Genomic DNA, 20,868 nt, shown 5'->3' with positions numbered 1-20,868 from the left:
CTTCGGCCAACTAAGACTCGATAAGTTAACAAACACACAGAGCCGCGCGCAGCCACATCGGACTGATTTGGACTGACGCGGGCCGCACAAGAGGCATCGCCGTATCGCGGGAATACGCGGCAAACGCGCCGGTGGTGGCGACGATGACCTTGCACTTCACCAACCTTTTTTGATTTTTAACGCATTGTCTTTACTCAAGAACCGACACCATGACGTCTTCTCGCAATGACTGTTTGGCCCTCGACGCGGCCGATCCGCTTGCCCCGCTGCGCGCACAGTTCGACCTGCCGCAAGGCGTGATTTATCTCGATGGCAACTCGCTGGGGGCGCGTCCCATCGCCGCCGCCAAGCGCGCACAAGAAGTGATCACCGGCGAATGGGGCAATGGCCTGATTCGCAGCTGGAACGATGCCAACTGGTTCGCGCTGCCGCGCACGCTGGGCGATGCGATGGCGCCGATCGTCGGCGCCGGCAAGGGCGAAGTCGTGGTGACCGACACCACGTCGAGCAACCTGTTCAAGGTGATGGCCGCCGCACTTGACGCACAACGCACGCGTTCGCCGCAACGCAAGGTGGTGGTCTCCGAACGCAGCAATTTCCCGACCGATCTGTACATCGTGCAAGGCCTCACGCGCCTGCTCGACGACGGCTACTCGCTGCGTCTGATCGACTCGCCGGACGAACTGGTGGGGGCATTGGGCGATGACGTGGCCGTCGTGTTGCTCACGCACGTGAACTACCGCACCGGCGCGATGTACGACATGGCTGCGCGCACTGCCGAAATTCACGCTGCCGGTGCGCTTGCCGTGTGGGATCTGTGCCATTCGGCCGGTGCAGTGCCTGTCGATCTGAACGGTGCGAACGCCGACTACGCGGTCGGTTGCACGTACAAGTATTTGAACGGCGGCCCGGGCTCGCCTGCATTCGTGTGGGTGAACAAGCGTCATCAAGACACGTTCTGGCAACCGCTGTCGGGCTGGTGGGGTCACCGCACGCCGTTCGCCATGACGCCGGAATACACGCCGGACGACGGCATCGGCCGTTATTTGTGCGGCACGCAGCCGATCGTTTCGCTGGCGCTCGTGCAGTGCGGGCTGGACATCTTCGCGCAAACGTCGATGGACGCCCTGCGTCGCAAGTCGCTCGCGCTGACCGATCTGTTTATCAAGCTGGTGGAAGAGCGTTGCAGCGAGTTCCCGCTCAACCTCGTGACGCCGCGCAATCACGCCGACCGTGGTTCGCAGGTGAGCTTCGAGCATCCGGAAGGTTTCGCGGTGATTCAGGCGCTGATCGCCCGTGGCGTGATTGGCGACTATCGTGAGCCGCGCATCATGCGCTTCGGTATGACGCCGCTGTACACGAGCTTTGCCGACGTGTGGGATTCGGTCGAGATTCTTCGCGACGTGCTCACCACCGGTTCGTGGGACAAGCCCGAATTCCATCGCCGTGGCACGGTGACCTAAGCAGGAGCAGTAGGCATGACAAAGACATCTTCCCCCGCAAGCAACGTGCATGATCTCCCGGGCCAGGCGTCAAAAGCGCCTGATACGCCGCAGGGCGGTTGTCCGTTCGGGCATGGCGCATCCGCCGACGCACCGGCGGCGGGTAGTGCTGCTGCGACTTCGGCTGCTGCTGCCGCAGCGGCAGGCGACACCCAGTGGCATGACGCTCAGCTCGATTTCTCGAAGAGCATGAGCTACGGCGACTACTTGTCGCTCGATCCGATTCTCAATGCGCAACACCCGCGCTCGACCGATCACAACGAGATGCTGTTCATCATCCAGCATCAGACGAGCGAGCTGTGGATGAAGCTGGCGTTGTATGAGTTGCAGGCGGCGCGTACGGCCGTGCATAACGACGCGTTGCCGCCAGCATTCAAGATGCTCGCCCGTGTGTCGCGCATTCTCGAGCAACTGGTGCAGGCGTGGAGTGTGCTCGCGACGATGACGCCGTCGGAGTATTCGTCCATGCGGCCGTCGCTGGGGAGCTCATCGGGCTTCCAGTCGTATCAGTACCGCATTCTCGAGTTCATGCTGGGCAACAAGAACGCAGCGATGCTCAAGCCTCACGAGCATCGTCCGGACTTGTTCAAGCAAGTGGAAGCGGCACTGCATGCCCCGTCGTTCTACGACGAGGTGGTGCGACTGCTGGCGCGTCGGGGGTTTGCGATTGCACCAGAGCGGCTCGATCGCGATTGGACGTTGCCCACGCCGCACGACAAGAGCGTCGAGGCGGCATGGCTCGAGGTGTATCGCAATCCGTCGCAGCACTGGGAGCTGTACGAGATGGCCGAGGAACTGGTCGATCTCGAAGATGCGTTCCGTCAATGGCGCTTCCGCCACGTGACGACCGTCGAGCGCATCATCGGCTTCAAGCAGGGAACGGGCGGCACGAACGGCGCCCCTTACCTGCGCAAGATGCTAGACGTGGTGCTGTTCCCCGAGCTTTGGCACGTGCGCACGTTGCTGTAATGGGGTGGATGTTGTGATGTCGTGATGTTCGGATGCCGGTGGCTTGCCCACCGGCATTGTGTTTTCTACGGCCCGGATCGTACCGCTGTACTTCCGCACGGCGGGGACCGCTCCAGCACAGATCCGTTCGTGCGTGGTCGCCGTCAAGCCTGCCCGATCAGTCGCGCCGCCAATTGCTTCAACCGCGGGCCAATTTCATCCCGAAACACGGCGTCGGGAATCGACGACGACGGCCCGCTGCAACTGATCGCCAGCCAACGATTCTGACGCACGTCACGCAGCGGCACCGCAACGGCGTTCACGCCCTCGTGCCATTCTCGAAACGAATAACAGCAGCCTTCGCGTTTGTAGGTCTCTAGCCCCCGATCCACGCTTTTCTCCAGTGCATCCCAGCCGATATTGCGCAGGGCCGCCGGGTTGGCGTCGTAAGCGTCGTGCAGATCGGCGAGCATCATCTCGCGCTCGGTGGGTGTCATCACCGCCAGGTAGACGCGCCCCATCGAACTCGTCAGCATGGAAAGACGCGACCCGGCCGTGAGTCCAAGCGTGAGGTGCGCGGCGTCGCTGCGGATGGTTTCGAGGTACATCATGTCGAGCCCTTCACGGCAGCCGAGCGAAATCGAACATCCCATTTCCTTCGCCAGTGCGCGCATGTGCGGGCGGGCAAGCGTGAGCATATCGGTACCGTTCAAGAACGCGTAACCCAGCGCCAGTACACCGGCATCGAGCGCATATTTGCCGAGATCCACGTCGTAGCGCAGATAGCCCAACTCAGTGAGCGTGTACGCCAAACGGCTCACGGTCGCCTTGGGTAGACCGGTGCGTGCGGCGAAGTCACGGTTACCGAGCAAGGCGTCGTCGGGACCGAAGGCGCGCAGCAATTCGAGGCCCCGCGCGAGCGCCGTCACGAACTTGCGCTCATCGTGCGAGGGCGGCACCCCGTGCGCCGGTGCACCGGCAAAGGCAGACAGAGAAGTTTTGACCACAGCCATCGCGCACCCCGCGTCAAGAAATGAAGGACGGCCAGTGCACGCACTGGCCGTTGCCGAACAAAAAACTTTAGTGCTAAACTAACTTCGATTTCAGAACATTGTTCCGCATTGCGGAACTTTCGTCAAGACGTCGATTTCGCTATTCCGCAGAATCGACACAGGTCGCAAGACTGTTTTACGAGGACATCGGAGGAGATAGGTCATGGCAGGCAACGCACAGTTTCATTGGGAAGATCCGCTGCTGCTCGACGCACAGCTCACTAGCGACGAGCGCATGATTCGCGATGCCGCCGCTGCTTACTCGAACGACAAGCTCATGCCGCGTGTGCTCGAGGCATTCCGCCACGAACGCACCGACGCCGCGATCTTCCGCGAGATGGGTGAGATCGGCCTGCTCGGCCCAACCATCCCCGAGGAATACGGCGGCCCTGGCCTGAGCTATGTGGCCTACGGCCTGATCGCGCGCGAAGTGGAACGTGTCGATTCGGGTTACCGCTCGATGATGTCGGTGCAGTCGTCGCTCGTGATGGTGCCGATCTATGAATTCGGCAGCGAAGCGCAGAAGCAGAAATATCTGCCGAAGCTGGCAAGTGGCGAATGGATCGGCTGCTTCGGCCTGACCGAACCGAACCATGGCTCCGACCCCGCCGGCATGATTACGCGTGCCAAGAAGGTTGCAGGCGGCTTCGAACTGAGCGGCAGCAAGATGTGGATCACCAACTCGCCGATCGCCGACGTCTTCGTCGTGTGGGCCAAGCTCGCCGACGAGAACGGCGAAGAGAAGATTCGCGGCTTCATTCTGGAAAAGGGCTGGAAGGGTCTGTCGGCCCCCGCGATCCACGGCAAGGTGGGGCTGCGAGCGTCGATTACCGGTGAAATCGTGCTGGACCAGGTGTTCGTGCCGGAAGAAAACCTGATGCCGGGTGCTTCGGGCCTGAAGGGTCCGTTCACGTGCCTGAACTCGGCGCGTTACGGCATCGCCTGGGGTGCGCTCGGTGCTGCCGAATACTGCTGGCACACGGCGCGTCAGTACGTGCTCGATCGTCAGCAGTTCGGCCGTCCGCTCGCCGCCAATCAGCTGATTCAGAAGAAGCTCGCCGACATGCAGACGGAAATCACGTTGGGTCTGCAAGGTTGCCTGCGCCTCGGCCGCATGAAGGACGAAGGCACTGCCGCCGTCGAGATCACGTCGATCATGAAGCGCAATTCGTGCGGCAAGGCACTCGACGTGGCCCGCCTCGCTCGCGACATGCTCGGTGGCAACGGCATTTCGGATGAGTTCGGTATCGCACGCCACCTCGTGAACCTCGAAGTGGTCAACACGTACGAAGGCACGCACGATATCCACGCCTTGATTCTTGGGCGCGCGCAGACCGGCATTCAGGCGTTCTTCTGATCCGGTAGCACTACCGACAGCGCGAACCGAGCAGCATCGATCATCGCTGCGATCTCGGTTTGCGCTTGCCCCGACTTGTCGGGTACGCGTCGTTCTCAGGCCGCGTGTTGCGGGCCGTCAATCCCCCGAGCAACGGCGCGTACCCGACAAGCCTGCAATAGCCAACGCCCAAACAAAAAGCCAGCTCTCGCGAGCTGGCTTTTTTGTGTCCTCCGGCAACCAAGTCACCGGGTCCGCCTGGCCGATTACTTGTTCGGCTGCGGCGTCAGACGCAGGTACGGACGCACGGCCTTGTAGCCCTTCGGGAATTTTTCCTTGAGCACGGCTTCGTCCTTGAGCGACGGCACGATCACCACGTCTTCGCCATCTTTCCAGTTGCCCGGGGTGGCGACCGAGTAGTTGTCGGTCAGTTGCAGCGAGTCGATAACGCGCAGAATTTCGTCGAAGTTACGGCCCGTGCTCGCCGGGTACGTGATGATCAGGCGCACCTTCTTCTTCGGATCGATCACGAACAGCGAGCGCACCGTCACGGTTTCGCTAGCGTTCGGGTGGATCATGTCGTACAGCTGCGAAACCTTGCGGTCGCCGTCGGCCAGAATCGGGAAATTGACCGAGGTGTTTTGCGTTTCGTTGATGTCGCTGATCCAGCCCTTGTGCGATTCGGCGTCGTCCACCGACAAGGCGATCGCCTTGACGTTGCGCTTTTCGAACTCGCCCTTCAGTTTGGCGGTCAGACCCAGCTCAGTCGTGCACACCGGCGTGTAGTCGGCCGGATGCGAGAACAACACGCCCCAGCCATCGCCGAGGAATTCGTGAAACTTGATAGTGCCAACCGACGAATCCTGCTCGAAGTCGGGAGCGATGTCACCCAAACGCAAAGTCATTTACGGTCTCCTTGAGATCCTTCAACTGAGTGGGGTAAAGACTAAAGGATGCTAAGCTTTGCAAGAACGAATAAAAAATTGGTTGCAAATAAGTATTGGAAATATAGCGATGTAACGGCTGTTGTTTTCTGGCAACGACACGTTGAAAGCGTTACGATAAGCCCCATATCCAACCTTACCCCCTCGCATTTCCTCCCAGGGCAACGGGGTGACGACCATGTCGCAAATGCAAACCAACAAGGAGAAGTTTATGACGGATATCAAAACCGTATTGGCTGACGCCGAAGACCTGCTCAAGCAAGCCGCGAACACGACCGGCGAACGGGCCTCCGAGCTGAGCGACAAGGCACTGGCATTGCTCAAGCAAGCCAAGGAAAAGGCTTCCGACGTGCAAGTCGTCGTGGTCGAAAAGAGCAAGCAAGCCGCCCGCGTGACCGACGACTATGTACACGATCATCCGTGGCAAGCCGTGGGCATCGCCGCCGGTATCGGCGTGGTGGTCGGCCTGTTGCTCAACCGCAAGTAAGCTGTTGTCAGTTGGCATGGCGCCGGTGTTTGCCGGCGCAATTTGCACACACTGATGCTTCGCCCACTCAGCCTGAAGCGGAGCCCGCCTGACCCGCGCCTAGGCACGAAGGTTCAGGCGGCCCGCTGAGTCCAGCCCATGACCGACAATGATCGCACGACCCCGCCGCGGCCTTCGCTGCGGCGCATCGCCGGCGCGTTGCTCGAGATCGTCCAGTCGCGCATCGAACTGATCGGCATCGAACTCACCGAGGAAAAAGAGCGCCTGATGGGTGTGGCCTTCCTCGGCCTTGCCGCAATGCTCTTCGGCGTTCTCTCCCTCGTCTCGCTTACCGCTTTGGTGATCGTGGTGTTCTGGGACACGTATCGTCTCCAGGCGATGAGCGGCATTTTCATCGTGTATCTGCTGCTGGCAGCGTGGTGCGCCATTCGCGCCCGCAATATCCTGCGCGATGCCCCGATGCCGTTCGAGGCGACGCTGGCCGAGTTCGAAAAGGACCGCGACGCGCTGCGTCCGGACTGAAGGAGACCTCACGTGCCGCTAGAACCTAATCGCACCCGTCGCCAACGTCCCTCGCGGCGTTCGCGTCACGACTTGCTGGCGATTCGCAAGGAATTGGTGCTCACGCGCATCGCCGTCGAGCGCGCCGAGTTGATTCAGGTGACGCACAACACGCGCGAGCGCCTGCGTAATTTCCGCTGGGTGCGTTATCTGCTACCCGGCGGCCTATCGAAACTCACCGGCCTCGGTGGCCTTGGCGGGCTCGCTGGTTCGGGGCTCAAGCTCGGCGGACTGCTCGAACGCTATCCGCTCGTCAGTTCTGTCGCATCGATCGCGCTCACCGGCTTGTCGCATACGCCGGTCGGCCGCGTGGTGCGCCGTGGCCTCAAGTGGGGCGGCCTCGGTGTCCTGGCCTATCAAGGCCTCAAGATGTGGCAGCAATCGACGAAGGCACCGGGCGATACAACGCCTACTGCCAGCACTGCCGATAGAGGCGCCAACGCACGCGCCGACAAATCGAGCACCACCGATGGCGGCCCGCCACCGCTCATTTAGCACACACCTTCTCCACGCGCGGCCGTCCATACGCATTGACCGTGATGCAGATGCGTCGGCCGTGTCCCTCGATGGCTACGTTGCCCGATAGCCAGCCGCGCTTCTTGGTACGTAAGAAACCATTTTCAGCGAATGCCATCACCGGCCGCTCGTAGAGCCCCCAGTTCGTTTTCACCTTCACTCCCGCGGGCAATGGCGCGTAACTAGCGAGGCGGATTTCTCCCGCGTCATAGATGTCGCTGAGATTGTCGTCCACGAACGTGACCCACCCGCTATTCCAGTTGGCACCGTCGTAAGGCGCGATAGCCACCCTACGATGCCGCCCAAGGGCTTCAGCCCGCGCTGTGTTCATCGCAGCAAGAAGTGCCCTCGCCGTCATCTCGACCGACACCCGGTTGCGCACCGCCTGTATCGATGGCGCGGCCGCCACCGCAGCCATCGCCAGCACGGCCATCACGACAAGGCATTCCAGCATCGTGACGCCACGCGCCCCCATTGGGCGCTCAGTTTTCTTGCGCATCGCTGTGCCAGATCACCACTTCACGCCAATTTAATCGTCGCGATACCAATACCGGTGTCCGACTGCCGAGCGCGCCGTCGGGCACCGGCAGCGGCTTGACCTCGTAGATCGCCTGCAAGTACACATTCGTGCCCGGCAGATCCGCATACCCCACTGCACTAACACGGTACAGACGCGTCGAAGGATCGCGTTTCGCGGGGCCTGCCGAACCGTCAAATGCCTCCACGCTATAGGCGATCCGCTCAATGAAGTACTGACCACGCGAAGTCGTACGTCGCGCGTCGCGGCTGCCCCAGCGCATCGTCTGCCACCGTCGCGTGCGAGTCAGCGGCCAATCGACACGATTCTCCGGTGCCAATACGCCGTACGGACCTGCCATGTCTTCATGCGCCGTTGCGATGTCTGCCGCCTGTGCCCCCTCGGTGAGCCAGTGCTGCGCATCCGAGAGTGCATTTTCTGCGGCCGAAAACGCTCGCGCCCGATCGTTCGTAAAGGCCACGAAGCGAACCGCCAACTGGCGATGGTGCGAGCCAGATGCCGCCAACGTCATTAGCGCCGCCAGCCACATCACCATGAAGACGCCAACCACGTCGCCTCCTTACCGAAGCCACCGTCGTTACGGCGATGGGCGACGGCAGTCATCACATGGAGATGGAATTGACCGGCATTGGTCAGGCGCTTGTACGTCCTGCCGCCCGACGCCACGTCGAACACCTCGACCACACGCGGCATACTCTGCTTTCCGCCCGCTCGGGGTGCGCCGCGCAGTACAAGTGAGAAGGCCACCGCCGCCACGTTTTCCCAATCTCGTATCGCTGCTGGGATAACCGGAAGCTTCCCGCGACCACTCTTGATCGGGTCAATCCAGCGCAACGTGTCGCCGCTGCCCGTGCGAACGCCCAGCCGCACATACATGGCCTCCACGCCAGACACCAACACTTGCCCCTGCTGCAACACCGGTTGCGCCTTCGGCGCTACCTTCCCCGGTTTGCTATAGGCGCAGAACAATGAAGGAATCCCATCCTCCCCTTTCGCGACGTAGAAAACACTCCGATGGCGATCTTCCGTGTAGTAGGTCGCCCCCTCGCGTCGTCCGCCGCAGTTCTGCACCGCCCCGTTACCCTCGCCCACACCCGCACCGTGGTACTGCACTTCGATCAAGGCGCTGCCCTGCCAGCCCCGGCTGGGGCATCTATCGACGTTGCTCGCACACTCGGCACTGGCACGCAGCGACGTCCAGTCGCGCTTGCCCTGCGGCGGCGCCTTGGCCACGCCCTCCATCGGGTCCCAGTTTCGATACCCCGCCATGTGGACTGCCCGCGTGAGTTGCGTCAGGGCAAAGACGGCACGCTCCTGCACATCGAAGCGCGCCGCTTGCACTCGCCAGAGCCGCAGACCCGCGAGATAAATCGCGATAGCGGCCATCACCACCAACAGGCCCAGCGGCATCGCAAGGGTCATTTCAAGCAAAGTGAATCCGTGCGCACGCCGAGCACCGCGCCACCGTCCATCGCTGCCGACAAGTCGCCTCATGTCAGCCGCCCGTCGGATTGCACATCGTTGGCGATCAGCGGCCGCGTGAGCGACACCCCGTCGAACGACTGCCAGTACGCAAAACCCTGCGCGCCCGTCGCCAACGCCGCCACAGTCAGCACAATCTCCAGCAACGCGGCACCGCGTATTCGCGCGCGGCCGCCGGCCGCACGTCGCGACCTGGTTGCCTGCGCCAATCGCCGCAACGCACTCCTCGATGCCTCTAACAATGTCGTTGCGACCACCCTGCGAGCGTTTCCGCGAGCGCTATCGCGTTGCGTCTTGCGGTCGGAACGCCGTTTTTGATGTCTGCGATCTTGTTGCATGCTTCGATCCCTCGTCTCAAAGATAACGAGGTCATCGTCGCTTGGCGCACGCTTCGCGCCAATCGGACATCACCGCAAAACCCACCGCCCGATACGCGCCCGCACTCCTTAAACACAGCAAAAAAAACGGCGACCTAGGTCGCCGTTTCTTCACGATCGAAAACTCGATCAGCCTTGCTTGAGCGTCTCGATCAGCTCGACGTACGCCTGTTGCACGTCGTCTTTCGACTTGCCCTTGAGCATTTCCCACGCGTCGTACTTAGCGCGGCCGACGAAATCCATCGCGCCCGGGCGTGCGCCCGACACGTCGCCTTCCGTGCCTTGCTTGTACAGCGCGTAAATGCGCAGCAGCGTGAGATTGTCGGGACGTTCGGGCAGCGTCTTGGACTGGGCCACTGCCTCGTCGAAACGGGCTTGAAGATCGCTCATGGTGTCTCTCCCTGGAAAAACGGTCAGCTTATAAGTGAACCGCGCGGCGATCGGCAAAGCGAATTGGCCTTTGCGTCGACGCTCGGAGTGTTGCGAATACAACTGGGGCAAGGATAACGACGAAGCCTCGCGCAAGGTAGAGGCCAGCGTAGAACCCTGCGTCTAAACCTCTCGGGAACTACGAGCATTTTCTCGCGCGAAGTTGCAACACGCGGCAATGGCATCCACCACCGCGCGACACGAAAACCCCTCGATATCGGGCACTTTTCGAGCGCATCGTGCACGCGCCAATGAAAAACGCCCGGCAAGTTGCCGGGCGTTTCACACTACAAATCTTGCAAGCTCGCGAGACATTCGCGCGCCGAATTTACATCGGCGTTCGGTCTCGCGAAGCCATCACAACATCACGACGACGACGCCGTGGGTGCCGATGCAGCGTTCGCATTCGCCGGCACGGTACGCTCTTCCCAACCACCGCCGAGCGCCTTGTACAGCGTCACGAGGTTGGTCCAGCGTGCCAGACGCGTCGCGATCAGCGACTGCTGTGCCGTGTACAACGAGCGCTGCGAGACGAGCGCGTTCAGATAGCTGTCCACGCCGTTGCGGTAGCGCAGATCCGAGAGCTTGTAGCTCTCGTCGCTCGCCTTGACGAGCGACTCTTGCGCAGCCACCTGATCGTCGAGCGTGCCGCGTGCTGCCAGCCCGTCCGACACTTCGCGGAATGCCGTCTGAATCGACTTCTCGTACTGCGCGACGTCGATACGCTTTTGCACCTTGGCCAATTCGAGGTTGGCGATGTTTTGCCCGCCCGCGAAGATCGGCAGTGTGATGGTCGGTGCGAACGACCAGGCACCCTGCCCGCCCTTGAACAAGTTGCTCAGCGATGCGCTTGCCGTCCCCGCACTCGCGGTGAGCGAGATCGACGGGAAGAACGCCGCACGTGCTGCGCCAATATTGGCGTTGGCACCCTTGAGCGTGTGCTCGGCCGCCGTGATATCCGGACGGCGCAGCAGCAGGTCGGACGGCAACCCAGCGGGCAGATCGGCCAACAAGCCCTGCCCGTCGAGCGGACGCCCGGCCGGCAAATCGGTCGGCAACGGCTGGCCGATGAGCAGCGCCAGCGCGTTCTCGTCCTGTGCGACCTGACGCGTGTACTGCGCATAGTTCGCACGCGCCGTATCGACCGGCGTTTGCGCCTGACGCAGATCCAGCCCGGAGGCCGTACCCACATCGAAGCTGCGCTTGGTCAGGTCGTACGACGATTGCTGGCTCTTGAGCGTGTCTTGCGTCAGCTTGAGCAGTTCCTGATCGGCCAGCCACGTCAGATACGCCGAAGCGACTTCCGAGACCAGCGTGATTTGGGCTGCCTTCGCGTTGTCTTCGGTCGCGAAGTACGATTCCAACGCCTGATCCCTCAGGCTCTGGATACGACCGAACAGATCGAGTTCATACGACGTGAATCCCACGCCCACTTGATAGCTGCGGCTAATGCCCGCGCGCCCACTCGACGACAAGTCGGCCGGCGAACGCTGCACCGAGCCCTGACCTGCGACGCCGATGTTCGGCAGCAATGCCGAACGCTGGATCTGATACTGCGCACGCGCAGCATCGACGTTGAGCATCGAGACGCGCAAATCGCGGTTGTTCTCCAACGCGATCTCGATCAGCTTCTGCAAGCGCGGGTCGGTGAAGAAATCGCGCCAGCCCAGTTCGGCGGCGATGACCGCATTGCGGTCAGCCGTGCCGTTCTGGTTGGCCGCACCAGGCGTTTTGTAAGCCGGGCCCGTGGGGAACGAATTGGCAACCGGTGCCTCGGGCCGCTCATAGTGCGGCGCGAGGGTACAGCCTGCCAGGAACGCTGCCGCCAAGGCAATCGGCAATGCTTTGTGCTTCATAGGTCAGTTTCCTTCCTTGGCGGGGCCTTCGGGCGCGCCCGGTGCCTCATGACGGGCTTCCGGATGTTCCACGGTGTCCAGGTTCTCGTGTGCGAAGCGCTTGCGCACCAGCACGAAGAACACCGGCACGTAGTAGATCGCGAGGAACGTCGCCGCCAGCATACCGCCGATCACGCCGGTACCGATAGCGTGCTGCGAAGCCGAGCCAGCACCGTTCGAAATCGCGAGCGGCAGCACCCCGAGAATGAACGCCATCGACGTCATCAGAATCGGGCGCAGACGCAGTCGCACCGCTTCCATCGTCGCTTCCATCAAGGTACGGCCCTGCATTTGCAGATCCTTGGCGAATTCCACGATCAGAATCGCGTTCTTCGCCGACAGACCCACGGTCGTCAACAGACCCACCTGGAAGTACACGTCGTTCGACAAACCGCGCAGCGTCGCAGCCAGCAGTGCACCCAACACACCCAACGGCACCACCAGAATCACTGAGAACGGAATCGACCAGCTCTCATACAACGCGGCCAAGCACAAGAACACGATCAAGATCGAGATCGCATACAGCGCCGGTGCCTGCGAGCCGGAAATGCGCTCTTCGAACGACAGCCCCGTCCATTCCAGACCGATACCCGTCGGGAGATCCTTCGCGATTTCCTCAACCGCCTTCATTGCGTCACCGCTCGACTTGCCCGGCGCAGGCATGCCCTGAATTTCCACTGCCGGCACACCGTTATAGCGCTCCAGACGCGGCGAGCCGTACGTCCACTTGCCGGTGGCGAAGGCCGAGAACGGCACCATCGTCCCGCTGGCATTACGCACGAAGAGCTTGTTGATGTCCTGCGGCAGCATGCGGTCCTTCGCTTCCGCCATCACGTAGACCTTCTTCACACGACCACGGTCGATGAAGTCGTTCACGTAGGACGAACCCCACGACGCCGAGAGCGTGCCGTACACGTCGGCAATCGACAAGCCCAGCGCAGACGCCTTTTCTTCGTCGACGTCCACCTTGTACTGCGGCGTATCGTCGAGACCGTTCGGGCGCATGTTCGCGAGGTTCGGGTTCTTCGCCGCGGCAGCCAGCAACTGGTTCCGTGCCGCAATCAGCGCGTCGTGGCCGAGGCCTGCGCGATCCTGCAACTCGAAGTCGATACCGCCCGCGTTACCCAGTTCAGGCACCGACGGCGGGTTGATGGCGAAGATCATGGCGTCTTTCACGCTCGCGAAAGCCTGATACGAACGCGCAATCACTGCCTGCACCTTGAGATCCGACGCTTGACGGTCTTCCCACGGACGCAGCATCGTGAACGCCAGACCCACGTTCTGACCGCGACCGTTAAAGCCAAAGCCCGTCACCGTGAAGATCGAACGCACCGCGTCCTTCTCCTTCTCGAGGTAGTGCTTCTCGACCTGCTTCATGACTTCGAGCGTGCGCTCTTGCGTCGCACCCGGCGGCAACTGCACCAGGTTGAAGAAGTAGCCCTGATCTTCATCCGGCAAGAAGGCCGTCGGCATGCGCACGAACAGGAAGCCCACGGCAGCCACGATCACCACGTAGACGATCAGCAGCGGCGCGCTGCGCTTGAGAATGCGCTCGACCTGGCCTTGATACTTCTTCGAGCCCTTGTCGAACGTGCGGTTGAACCAGCCGAAGAAGCCGCGCTTCTCGTGCACTTCGCCCTTCTTGATCGGCTTGAGAATCGTCGCGCACATGGCCGGCGTCAGCACGATAGCCACAAGCACCGACAACGCCATGGCCGCCACGATCGTCAGCGAGAACTGGCGATAAATAGCACCGGTCGAGCCACCGAAGAACGCCATCGGCACGAACACCGCCGAAAGCACGAGCGCCACACCGACCAGCGCGCCGACGATCTGATCCATCGCCTTCTTGGTCGCTTCCTTCGGACTCAGCCCCTCTTCGGCCATCACCCGCTCGACGTTTTCCACCACCACGATGGCATCGTCAACGAGCAAACCAATCGCGAGCACCAACCCGAACATCGATAGCGTGTTGATCGAGAAGCCTGCCGCACCCATGATGCCGAACGTACCGAGCAACACGACCGGCACGGCAATCGTCGGGATGATCGTTGCCCGCAGGTTTTGCAGGAACAGATACATCACCAAGAACACGAGCACGATACCTTCGATGAGGGTCTTGATCACTTCCTCGATCGAGATCTTCACGAACGGCGTGGTGTCGTACGGATAGTCGACCTTCATGCCTGCCGGGAAGTACGGCTCCAGCTCGGTCACGGCCTGCTTGACGGCGGTCGCCGTTTGCAGCGCGTTCGCGCCGGTGGCCAGCGTAATGGCCAGACCGGCAGCGGGCTTGCCGTTGTAGCGTGCTACCACCTGATACGATTCGCCGCCGAGTTCAACCCGTGCGACATCACCCAGACGAACTTGCGAGCCGTCCTTGTTGACCTTGAGCAGAATCTTGCGGAACTGCTCCGGCGTTTGCAGACGGCTTTGCGCCGTCACCGTGGCATTGAGCTGCTGGCCCTTCACCGCCGGTGCGCCGCCCAATTCACCCGCCGAGATCTGCACGTTCTGCGCCTGAATGGCGTTCGAGACGTCGAGGACCGTCAGGTTATAACCATTGAGCTTCTGCGGATCGACCCAGACCCGCATGGCGTACTGCGAACCGAAGAGCTGCACCTGACCGACACCGTTCACACGGCTGATCGGGTCCTGCACGTTGGCGGCGATGTAGTTCGACAAGTCGATGTCGGTCAACGTGCCGTCGTCGGAATACGCACCGATCACCAGCAAGAAGTTCTTGGTCGCCTTGGCCACCTTGATACCTTGCTGTTGCACCTGCTGCGGCAGCAGCGGCGTGGCGAGTTGCAGCTTGTTCTGCACCTGCACCTGCGCGATGTCCGGGTTCGTGCCCTGCGAGAAGGTCAGCGTGATCTGTGCCGTACCCGAGCCGTCAGACGTCGACGACATGTACTCGAGGTTGTCGATACCGTTCATCTGCTGCTCGATCACCTGCGTAACCGTATCCTGCACGGTCTGCGCCGAAGCGCCCGGGTAGGTCGCGGTGATCTGCACCGAAGGCGGTGCGATGGGCGGATATTGCGAGACCGGCAGCTTCAGAATCGAAAGCGCACCGGCCAGCATGATGACAATCGCGATCACCCACGCAAAAATTGGGCGATCGATAAAAAACTTTGCCATGAATAAGGCTCCGCGTTATTGAGCGTTGGCGGCCGAAGCAGCACTTGCCTGCGAGGCAGGTGCGGCGGCGGCCGGTGCGCTGGCGCCCGCCGGTGCCGCAGCGGCACCCGGTTGTTGTGCCGGCACAGCCTTCACCGGTGCGCCCGGACGAATCTTTTGCAGACCCGACACGATCACCTGGTCGCCTGCGGCCAGACCCGACGTCACCAGCCACTTGTCGCCGATGGCACGATCGGTCACCAACTGACGCAGTTCGACCTTGCCTTCCTTGTTCACGACGAGCGAGGTCGGCTGGCCCTTCTGGTCACGCGTGACGCCCTGTTGCGGCACCAGCAACCCGCCTTCCTTCACACCCTCGGCCAGCTTGGCGTGCACGAACATGCCCGGCAGCAACTCGCGGTTGGGGTTCGGGAAGATCGCGCGCACGGTCACCGAGCCGGTCGTCTGGTCGACGGTGATGTCCGAGAACTGGAGCTTGCCGTCGAGCGGATACTGCGTGCCGTCTTCCAGCGTCAGTTGCACCTTCGCCGCATTCGGGCCGGCGCTTTGCAGCTTGCCGTCGGCCAGTGCACGGCGCAGACGCAGGCCATCGGCGGCCGATTGCGTCACGTCCACGTACATCGGATCGATCTGCTGGACCGTAGTCATCAGCGTGGCGGCACCGGCTTGCACGTACGCGCCTTCGGTCACTTGCGACAGACCCGTGCGGCCCGTAATCGGCGCCGGCACATCGGTGTAGCCCAAGTTGATGCGCGCGGTGTCGACGGCAGCCTTACCGGCAGCGACGTCGGCGTCGGCTTGCAGTGCGGCAGCCACGGCGTTGTCGTAGTCCTGCTTCGACACCGCTTCCACGGCCACGAGCGACTTGTAACGGTCGGCCAGCAGCTTGGTGGATGCCTGATTCGCGACGGCCTTGGCGAGGGTCGCCTTGGCGTTCTCGAAGGCCGCCTGATAGGTGGCCGGATCGATCTTGTACAGACGCTGACCTGCCTTGACCTCGCCGCCTTCAGTGAAATCGCGCTTGAGCACGATGCCGTCGACGCGCGCACGCACGTCGGCGACGCGGTAGGGCGAAGTGCGTCCAGGCAGGTCGGTCGTCAGTGTTACGTTCTGGGGTTGCAGCGTCACGACGCCGACTTCCGGCACCATGCCCTGCGGCTGCTGCGGCTTCTTGCCGCACGCGGCCAGGGTCAATACCGCGAGTGCGACGGCAGTGACCATCCCCAGTGAACTTCTCTTGACGTGCATATACGCCCCCGATAAATGGAATGCGGTCAAACAAAATGACAAGTACGTTGCGACGATTGCGACGGCGAAGGCCGGTCAACAATCCCATCGCACATAAGCGGGCAAGCGAGTGTCAGGCAACGGGTCACCGGAAGGCCGGCTACCGATAAGGCGGAAATACGGGTTGCAGGGTTGCAGCCCGGATGGCCTTCGGCAGCGCACCCCAGCACGGCCTTCACCGCCGATGCTGGCACTCGTGTGGATCGTCGAACAGGCTCCGGGACACCGGGTGACAGATAACAACCGCGAGCGGCTCTCCTCCGTCGGATCGCCCCTCGGGCCCCTTCAGGTGTTTCCCGTAGTCGAAGGAGCTTAAATGGTCCCTGTGCAATAGAGCAAGCGGCTGCTATTATAGATACATTCATGAATGTATGTAAATCGCATTGCGTCGCACCATATGGCAACGCGGTTTACATGACATTTCACATTTTTCGCTGTTCCCGTGACACGACGATGGCCCGCAGAACCAAAGAGGAAGCGATTGAGACGCGCAATCTGTTGCTCGACACCGCAGAGACGGTGTTCGCACAGAAGGGCGTGTCGCGCACGTCGCTGGCCGACATCGCCGAAGCCGCCGGCCTCACGCGCGGCGCGATTTATTGGCACTTCAAGAACAAGATCGATCTCTTCAACGCGATGACGGATCGTATCCGTCTGCCGATGGAGCGCATGATCGACGAAGAGTGTGCCGAGCCCGAAGACGGCGATCCGATGGTGCGCATGCACGACATCTGCAAGCTGGTGCTCAAGGAAACGGCGCGCAACGAGCGACGCCGCCGCGTGCTGGACATTCTTTTCCACAAGTGCGAATACACCAACGAGATGCTCTCGGTGCTCGAGCGTCAGCGCGAAGCCTGCGCGGACGGCAAGCAGCGAATCATGCGTGATATGGAACGGGCCATTGAGCGCGGTCAATTGCCCGAGCGGCTCGACACGCGGCGCGCCGCCATCATGCTTCACGCGCTGGTCGTCGGCATGATGTCCGACTGGTTGTTCCTGCCCGACTACGATCTCGGCGCCGAATGCGACGCCATCGTCGACGGCTTTTTCGACATGCTGCGCACCAGCCCCGCGATGCTCCGGCCCAGCGCAACGGCCGCAGCCGCTGCGACCGCGTGACGAGACGGCGGCGTCGCTGCCGCAAAAATCGCGCAGCGCCAGAATTACTGCATATATTAATTAGCAGGCACCGGTAACGGTGCCTGTTTTTTTGCCGGTTGCGCGCGTCGAATCATCCACCGTCCCGAATATTCGCGATCCGCATGCGGAGTTCCCGCGTCGAAATTCATTCGGACGCCGTGATACTTCGTATACCTGTACAGCGTCGCACCGTTATATATAATCCTACACAACGCGACGCACCATCATCACGCCGGCTTCGTTGCTCTTCCCTGCAATGTCGCTGTCATGCCGCCGCAATTTCACGGCACGATCACCGCCCCTTGCCGACCGACCGTTGCAATTCTGCGACACGGGGAGGTGCCCGCAGCGACGTACGCGAGTGATGGCGCCTGAGCACCGCGTGGATTTCGCACGACTTCGCACGACTATCAAGCCACTACATGCTGGAGACCACCCTGTGAAAGCTGTCGTTACTGCTACGCCCAATTCCCAAGCCACCCGCTCGCGCGTGACCCTGCGCAGCGTTCTCGGCGCTGCCGCCATCGGCACGAGCCTGCTGTTTGCGGGTCAGGCTGCCGCTCAGCAAGTGTTTGCCGCCGCGAGCATGAAAGACGCGCTCGACGACCTCTCGGCCGCCTACACCAAGGAAACCGGCAAGAAGCCGGTGCTCGTGTACGGTGCGAGCTCCACGCTCGCCCGCCAGATCGAGAAGGGTGCGCCCGCCGATGTCTTCATCTCCGCCGATCAGGACTGGATGGACTACGCGCAGAAGCACGATCTGATCGACACGGCATCGCGCCGCAACCTGCTCGGCAACCAACTCGTGCTGATCGCTCCGGCAACCACCTCGGGTGATGTCGACTTGAAGCCGGGCGTCGATCTCGACGGCAAGCTGGGCGGCGGCAAGCTTGCCATGGGCGACCCGGCCCACGTGCCAGCAGGCCTCTACGGCAAGGCAGCGCTGGAAAAGCTCGGCGTCTGGTCGAAGGTGCAAGGCAAGGTCGCGGCGGCCGACAACGTGCGTAACGCGCTCTTGCTGGTGGCCCGTGGCGAAGCGCCGTACGGCATCGTGTACAAGACCGATGCGAACGCCGAGAAGCGCGTGCGTATCGCTGGCACGTTCCCCGCCGACAGCCACGCCCCGATCGTCTATCCGGTCGCCGTGACCAAGCAGGCCGATCGCGCCGCTGCCGATCCGTTCTACAAATTCATCACGACGCCCGCCGCACTCGCCACGTTCGAGCGCTACGGCTTCACGCGCCCGTAATTGCGAATAGCATGACGGGTTGAAGCAGCACCCCCGGGCCGGGACTGTCGTCGACAGTCCCGGCTTTGCCATGGGCGCCCGGCATGGGGCGCGATGGCCCATCGATCCTTTCAAGGTTTTCTCGCCGTATGTCCATGAGTCTTACCCCGGAAGAATGGGGCATCGTCGAACTCAGCCTGCGCGTTGGCCTGTGGGGCACGCTGTGCAGCCTGCCCTTCGCCTACGCGGCGGCGTGGCTGCTCGCGCGTCGGCACTTCCCCGGCAAGGCGCTGCTCGATGCCATCCTCCACTTGCCGCTCGTGCTGCCGCCCGTGGTCGTCGGTTTTGCACTGCTGGTGCTGTTCGGCACGCAAGGTGCCATCGGCAAGCTGCTCAAGGAGTGGTTCAACATCACCCTCGCATTTCGCTGGACGGGCGCAGCGCTCGCCGCCGGGGTGATGGGTTTCCCGCTGCTCGTGCGCGCCATCCGACAAGCGCTGGAAGCGTCGGACACGAAGCTCGAACAAGCCGCACAAACGCTCGGCGCAGGGCCTTGGCTCACGTTCCTGACCGTCACCCTGCCGCTCACTGCCACCGGTGTGTTGCATGGTTTTGTGCTCGCCTTCGCCCGGGCGCTCGGCGAGTTCGGTGCCACGATCACCTTCGTCTCGAATATTCCGGGTCAGACACAAACGCTGCCGTTGGCGATCTACACCGCCACACAGGTGCCCAATGGCGACGCGATGGTCTGGCGCATGTGCGCGATTTCGGTCGTGCTGGCAGTCGCCACGCTCATCTTCTCTGAAATTCTGATTCGCTTCGGCAATCGCAAGGCACTTGGCTATGACGGTTGAAGTTCGGCTCCAACATCGCTTCGGTGCGTTCGAACTCGACGCCGAATTCGCCGCCGGCATGGGCGTGACCGCCCTCTTCGGCCCGTCCGGCAGTGGCAAGAGCACGGTCGTGAATGCCGTCTCCGGCCTGCTCAAGCCCGAGGCTGGGCGCATCGTCGTCGGCGACGACGTGCTCTTCGACAGCGCCGCGGGTATCGCGCTTCCAACATGGCGACGCCGCATCGGCTACGTGTTTCAGGACGCGCGTCTGCTGCCGCACCTGACCGTTCGCCAAAATCTTCTCTTCGGCCGCTGGTTGCGTCGGCGAGATGTCAGCGCGGCAGGCACTGGCGCCATCGCCTTCGATCACGTGGTGGAAGTGCTGAACCTTGGGCATCTGCTCAACCGTCGTCCCGGCGCCCTTTCCGGCGGGGAGAAGCAGCGCGTGGGGATTGGCCGGGCCTTGTTGTCATGCCCGCGTTTGCTGCTCATGGACGAGCCACTTGCCTCGCTCGATCATTCGCGCCGCATGGAAGTGCTCGATTATCTGAACCGCATTCGGCACGAACTGAAGTTGCCGGTGCTATACGTCACGCATTCGCTCGACGAAGTGATGCGCTTGGCCGATCAGGTGGTGTTATTCCGCGAAGGCCGCACGATCTCGCAGGGCAATCCGGCCGATGTCCTCAACGTGCATCGCGACGCGCTCGATGGCACTTCCGAAGCCCCTGGCACGGTGCTGGAGACGAAGGTGGTCGCGCACGACACCGCCTACGGGCTGACCGAACTCGCGGTGAATGGCAGCGAAGCGATTCGCCTGCGCGTGCCGCGTGTGAGCGGCGAGACGGGTGACGCCTGCCGGATTCTGGTGCGCGCCCGCGACGTGGCTGTTGCTACCGCGCCGCCGACGGAAACCAGCGTGTTGAACGTGTTGCCCGCCCGCGTCACTGGGCTACGCGATCTAGGCGATTCGGTGGAAGTGCAGGCTGCACTGCAAGACGGCACAGCGATGCACGCACGCATCACCCGCTTCTCTGCCGATCAACTGCAACTCGCGCCCGAGCGCAATGTGTACCTGCTGATCAAATCGGTGGCGCTCACGCGCTGATGCGCAACGGCGCTCACGCGACAGCGCCTCAGTCCACTGACGCGCTGACGTGACGCAAAAA

20 protein-coding genes are annotated in these 20,868 nt (G+C 62.1%); 10 read left to right on the top strand and 10 right to left on the bottom strand.

What is annotated here, in order from left to right:
* Positions 1-209 precede the first annotated feature (209 nt).
* Both kynU and kynA read left to right on the top strand, forming a co-directional pair.
* The gene (kynU, locus tag ACPWR9_RS20585; RefSeq protein ID WP_426300127.1) at positions 210-1,463 is read left to right on the top strand and encodes a kynureninase; all 1,254 of its coding nucleotides are present in this window, start codon (positions 210-212) and stop codon (positions 1,461-1,463) included.
* A gap of 15 nt (positions 1,464-1,478) precedes the next feature.
* Entirely contained in the window at positions 1,479-2,471 is a 993-nt protein-coding gene (gene kynA / locus ACPWR9_RS20580; RefSeq protein WP_426300125.1) for a tryptophan 2,3-dioxygenase, read from the top strand.
* 143 nt (positions 2,472-2,614) lie between these two features.
* Here the strand turns inward: kynA and ACPWR9_RS20575 are convergent, their stop codons facing one another.
* On the bottom strand, positions 2,615-3,463 hold the full coding sequence (locus ACPWR9_RS20575; RefSeq protein ID WP_426300123.1) for an IclR family transcriptional regulator: 849 nt from the start codon (positions 3,461-3,463) through the stop codon (positions 2,615-2,617).
* Between the two features lie 202 nt (positions 3,464-3,665).
* On the opposite strand from ACPWR9_RS20575, the gene ACPWR9_RS20570 reads away from it, so the two are divergent.
* Entirely contained in the window at positions 3,666-4,859 is a 1,194-nt protein-coding gene (locus ACPWR9_RS20570; protein ID WP_426300121.1) for an acyl-CoA dehydrogenase, read from the top strand.
* 245 nt (positions 4,860-5,104) lie between these two features.
* Here ACPWR9_RS20570 and ACPWR9_RS20565 read toward each other — a convergent pair whose 3' ends face one another.
* Positions 5,105-5,743, bottom strand: coding sequence for a peroxiredoxin (locus tag ACPWR9_RS20565; protein WP_150681639.1), 639 nt, complete (start codon positions 5,741-5,743; stop codon positions 5,105-5,107).
* Between the two features lie 226 nt (positions 5,744-5,969).
* Between ACPWR9_RS20565 and ACPWR9_RS20560 the strand changes: the two genes are divergently transcribed.
* From ACPWR9_RS20560 to ACPWR9_RS20550, 3 genes are all read left to right on the top strand, one after another.
* Entirely contained in the window at positions 5,970-6,269 is a 300-nt protein-coding gene (locus ACPWR9_RS20560; RefSeq protein ID WP_150681763.1) for a DUF883 family protein, read from the top strand.
* A 138-nt stretch (positions 6,270-6,407) separates the two neighbouring features.
* Positions 6,408-6,791 (top strand): phage holin family protein, encoded by a 384-nt coding sequence (locus ACPWR9_RS20555; RefSeq protein WP_426300119.1) that lies wholly within the window; start codon positions 6,408-6,410, stop codon positions 6,789-6,791.
* A 12-nt stretch (positions 6,792-6,803) separates the two neighbouring features.
* The gene (locus ACPWR9_RS20550; RefSeq protein ID WP_426300117.1) at positions 6,804-7,325 is read left to right on the top strand and encodes a hypothetical protein; all 522 of its coding nucleotides are present in this window, start codon (positions 6,804-6,806) and stop codon (positions 7,323-7,325) included.
* On the opposite strand, the gene ACPWR9_RS20545 is transcribed toward ACPWR9_RS20550, so the two are convergent.
* The 8 genes from ACPWR9_RS20545 to ACPWR9_RS20510 all read right to left on the bottom strand — a co-directional run bounded on the left by ACPWR9_RS20545 (position 7,318) and on the right by ACPWR9_RS20510 (position 16,459).
* Positions 7,318-7,821, bottom strand: a complete 504-nt coding sequence (locus ACPWR9_RS20545; RefSeq protein WP_426300632.1) for a GspH/FimT family protein — start codon at positions 7,819-7,821, stop codon at positions 7,318-7,320. The genes ACPWR9_RS20550 and ACPWR9_RS20545 overlap by 8 nt on opposite strands.
* A 7-nt stretch (positions 7,822-7,828) precedes the next feature.
* The gene (locus ACPWR9_RS20540; RefSeq protein WP_426300115.1) at positions 7,829-8,434 is read right to left on the bottom strand and encodes a pilus assembly PilX family protein; all 606 of its coding nucleotides are present in this window, start codon (positions 8,432-8,434) and stop codon (positions 7,829-7,831) included.
* On the bottom strand, positions 8,413-9,306 hold the full coding sequence (locus ACPWR9_RS20535; RefSeq protein WP_426300113.1) for a PilW family protein: 894 nt from the start codon (positions 9,304-9,306) through the stop codon (positions 8,413-8,415). Before ACPWR9_RS20535 ends, ACPWR9_RS20540 begins: the two co-directional genes overlap by 22 nt.
* A gap of 68 nt (positions 9,307-9,374) precedes the next feature.
* Complete coding sequence (locus tag ACPWR9_RS20530) at positions 9,375-9,704, bottom strand: hypothetical protein (RefSeq protein WP_426300111.1); 330 nt, start codon at positions 9,702-9,704, stop codon at positions 9,375-9,377.
* A gap of 168 nt (positions 9,705-9,872) precedes the next feature.
* Positions 9,873-10,133: an acyl-CoA-binding protein gene (locus tag ACPWR9_RS20525; protein ID WP_150684986.1), complete on the bottom strand. Its 261-nt coding sequence runs from the start codon at positions 10,131-10,133 to the stop codon at positions 9,873-9,875.
* 404 nt (positions 10,134-10,537) lie between these two features.
* Entirely contained in the window at positions 10,538-12,028 is a 1,491-nt protein-coding gene (gene adeC / locus ACPWR9_RS20520) for an AdeC/AdeK/OprM family multidrug efflux complex outer membrane factor (RefSeq protein WP_426300109.1), read from the bottom strand.
* Between the two features lie 3 nt (positions 12,029-12,031).
* Positions 12,032-15,211: an efflux RND transporter permease subunit gene (locus ACPWR9_RS20515; RefSeq protein WP_426300107.1), complete on the bottom strand. Its 3,180-nt coding sequence runs from the start codon at positions 15,209-15,211 to the stop codon at positions 12,032-12,034.
* Positions 15,212-15,226: 15 nt separating this feature from the next.
* Positions 15,227-16,459, bottom strand: a complete 1,233-nt coding sequence (locus ACPWR9_RS20510) for an efflux RND transporter periplasmic adaptor subunit (RefSeq protein ID WP_426300105.1) — start codon at positions 16,457-16,459, stop codon at positions 15,227-15,229.
* Positions 16,460-16,951: 492 nt separating this feature from the next.
* Between ACPWR9_RS20510 and ACPWR9_RS20505 the strand changes: the two genes are divergently transcribed.
* The 4 genes from ACPWR9_RS20505 to modC all read left to right on the top strand — a co-directional run bounded on the left by ACPWR9_RS20505 (position 16,952) and on the right by modC (position 20,807).
* The gene (locus ACPWR9_RS20505; protein ID WP_426300103.1) at positions 16,952-17,617 is read left to right on the top strand and encodes a TetR family transcriptional regulator; all 666 of its coding nucleotides are present in this window, start codon (positions 16,952-16,954) and stop codon (positions 17,615-17,617) included.
* A gap of 460 nt (positions 17,618-18,077) precedes the next feature.
* On the top strand, positions 18,078-18,887 hold the full coding sequence (gene modA / locus ACPWR9_RS20500) for a molybdate ABC transporter substrate-binding protein (RefSeq protein ID WP_426300101.1): 810 nt from the start codon (positions 18,078-18,080) through the stop codon (positions 18,885-18,887).
* Positions 18,888-19,015: 128 nt separating this feature from the next.
* Positions 19,016-19,720: a molybdate ABC transporter permease subunit gene (gene modB, locus ACPWR9_RS20495; RefSeq protein ID WP_426312890.1), complete on the top strand. Its 705-nt coding sequence runs from the start codon at positions 19,016-19,018 to the stop codon at positions 19,718-19,720.
* Complete coding sequence (modC, locus tag ACPWR9_RS20490) at positions 19,710-20,807, top strand: molybdenum ABC transporter ATP-binding protein (RefSeq protein WP_426300099.1); 1,098 nt, start codon at positions 19,710-19,712, stop codon at positions 20,805-20,807. Before modB ends, modC begins: the two co-directional genes overlap by 11 nt.
* Positions 20,808-20,868: the final 61 nt, after the last annotated feature.

Origin of the sequence: Pandoraea pneumonica (assembly GCF_049918595.1) — a bacterium.
GTDB classification, from domain to species: Bacteria; Pseudomonadota; Gammaproteobacteria; order Burkholderiales; family Burkholderiaceae; genus Pandoraea; species Pandoraea pneumonica_A.
This window is presented reverse-complemented; position numbering and strand designations above follow the sequence as displayed.

Bases quoted from the DNA above. Each gene is read 5' to 3' on its own strand.
- kynU (WP_426300127.1), top strand. From the start codon at position 210: ATGACGTCTTCTCGCAATGACTGTTTGGCCCTCGACGCGGCCGATCCG.
- kynA (WP_426300125.1), top strand. From the start codon at position 1,479: ATGACAAAGACATCTTCCCCCGCAAGCAACGTGCATGATCTCCCGGGC.
- ACPWR9_RS20575 (WP_426300123.1), bottom strand. From the start codon at position 3,463: ATGGCTGTGGTCAAAACTTCTCTGTCTGCCTTTGCCGGTGCACCGGCG.
- ACPWR9_RS20570 (WP_426300121.1), top strand. From the start codon at position 3,666: ATGGCAGGCAACGCACAGTTTCATTGGGAAGATCCGCTGCTGCTCGAC.
- ACPWR9_RS20565 (WP_150681639.1), bottom strand. From the start codon at position 5,743: ATGACTTTGCGTTTGGGTGACATCGCTCCCGACTTCGAGCAGGATTCG.
- ACPWR9_RS20560 (WP_150681763.1), top strand. From the start codon at position 5,970: ATGCAAACCAACAAGGAGAAGTTTATGACGGATATCAAAACCGTATTG.
- ACPWR9_RS20555 (WP_426300119.1), top strand. From the start codon at position 6,408: ATGACCGACAATGATCGCACGACCCCGCCGCGGCCTTCGCTGCGGCGC.
- ACPWR9_RS20545 (WP_426300632.1), bottom strand. From the start codon at position 7,821: ATGGGGGCGCGTGGCGTCACGATGCTGGAATGCCTTGTCGTGATGGCC.
- ACPWR9_RS20535 (WP_426300113.1), bottom strand. From the start codon at position 9,306: ATGACCCTTGCGATGCCGCTGGGCCTGTTGGTGGTGATGGCCGCTATC.
- ACPWR9_RS20530 (WP_426300111.1), bottom strand. From the start codon at position 9,704: ATGCAACAAGATCGCAGACATCAAAAACGGCGTTCCGACCGCAAGACG.
- ACPWR9_RS20525 (WP_150684986.1), bottom strand. From the start codon at position 10,133: ATGAGCGATCTTCAAGCCCGTTTCGACGAGGCAGTGGCCCAGTCCAAG.
- adeC (WP_426300109.1), bottom strand. From the start codon at position 12,028: ATGAAGCACAAAGCATTGCCGATTGCCTTGGCGGCAGCGTTCCTGGCA.
- ACPWR9_RS20515 (WP_426300107.1), bottom strand. From the start codon at position 15,211: ATGGCAAAGTTTTTTATCGATCGCCCAATTTTTGCGTGGGTGATCGCG.
- ACPWR9_RS20510 (WP_426300105.1), bottom strand. From the start codon at position 16,459: ATGCACGTCAAGAGAAGTTCACTGGGGATGGTCACTGCCGTCGCACTC.
- ACPWR9_RS20505 (WP_426300103.1), top strand. From the start codon at position 16,952: ATGGCCCGCAGAACCAAAGAGGAAGCGATTGAGACGCGCAATCTGTTG.
- modB (WP_426312890.1), top strand. From the start codon at position 19,016: ATGTCCATGAGTCTTACCCCGGAAGAATGGGGCATCGTCGAACTCAGC.
- modC (WP_426300099.1), top strand. From the start codon at position 19,710: ATGACGGTTGAAGTTCGGCTCCAACATCGCTTCGGTGCGTTCGAACTC.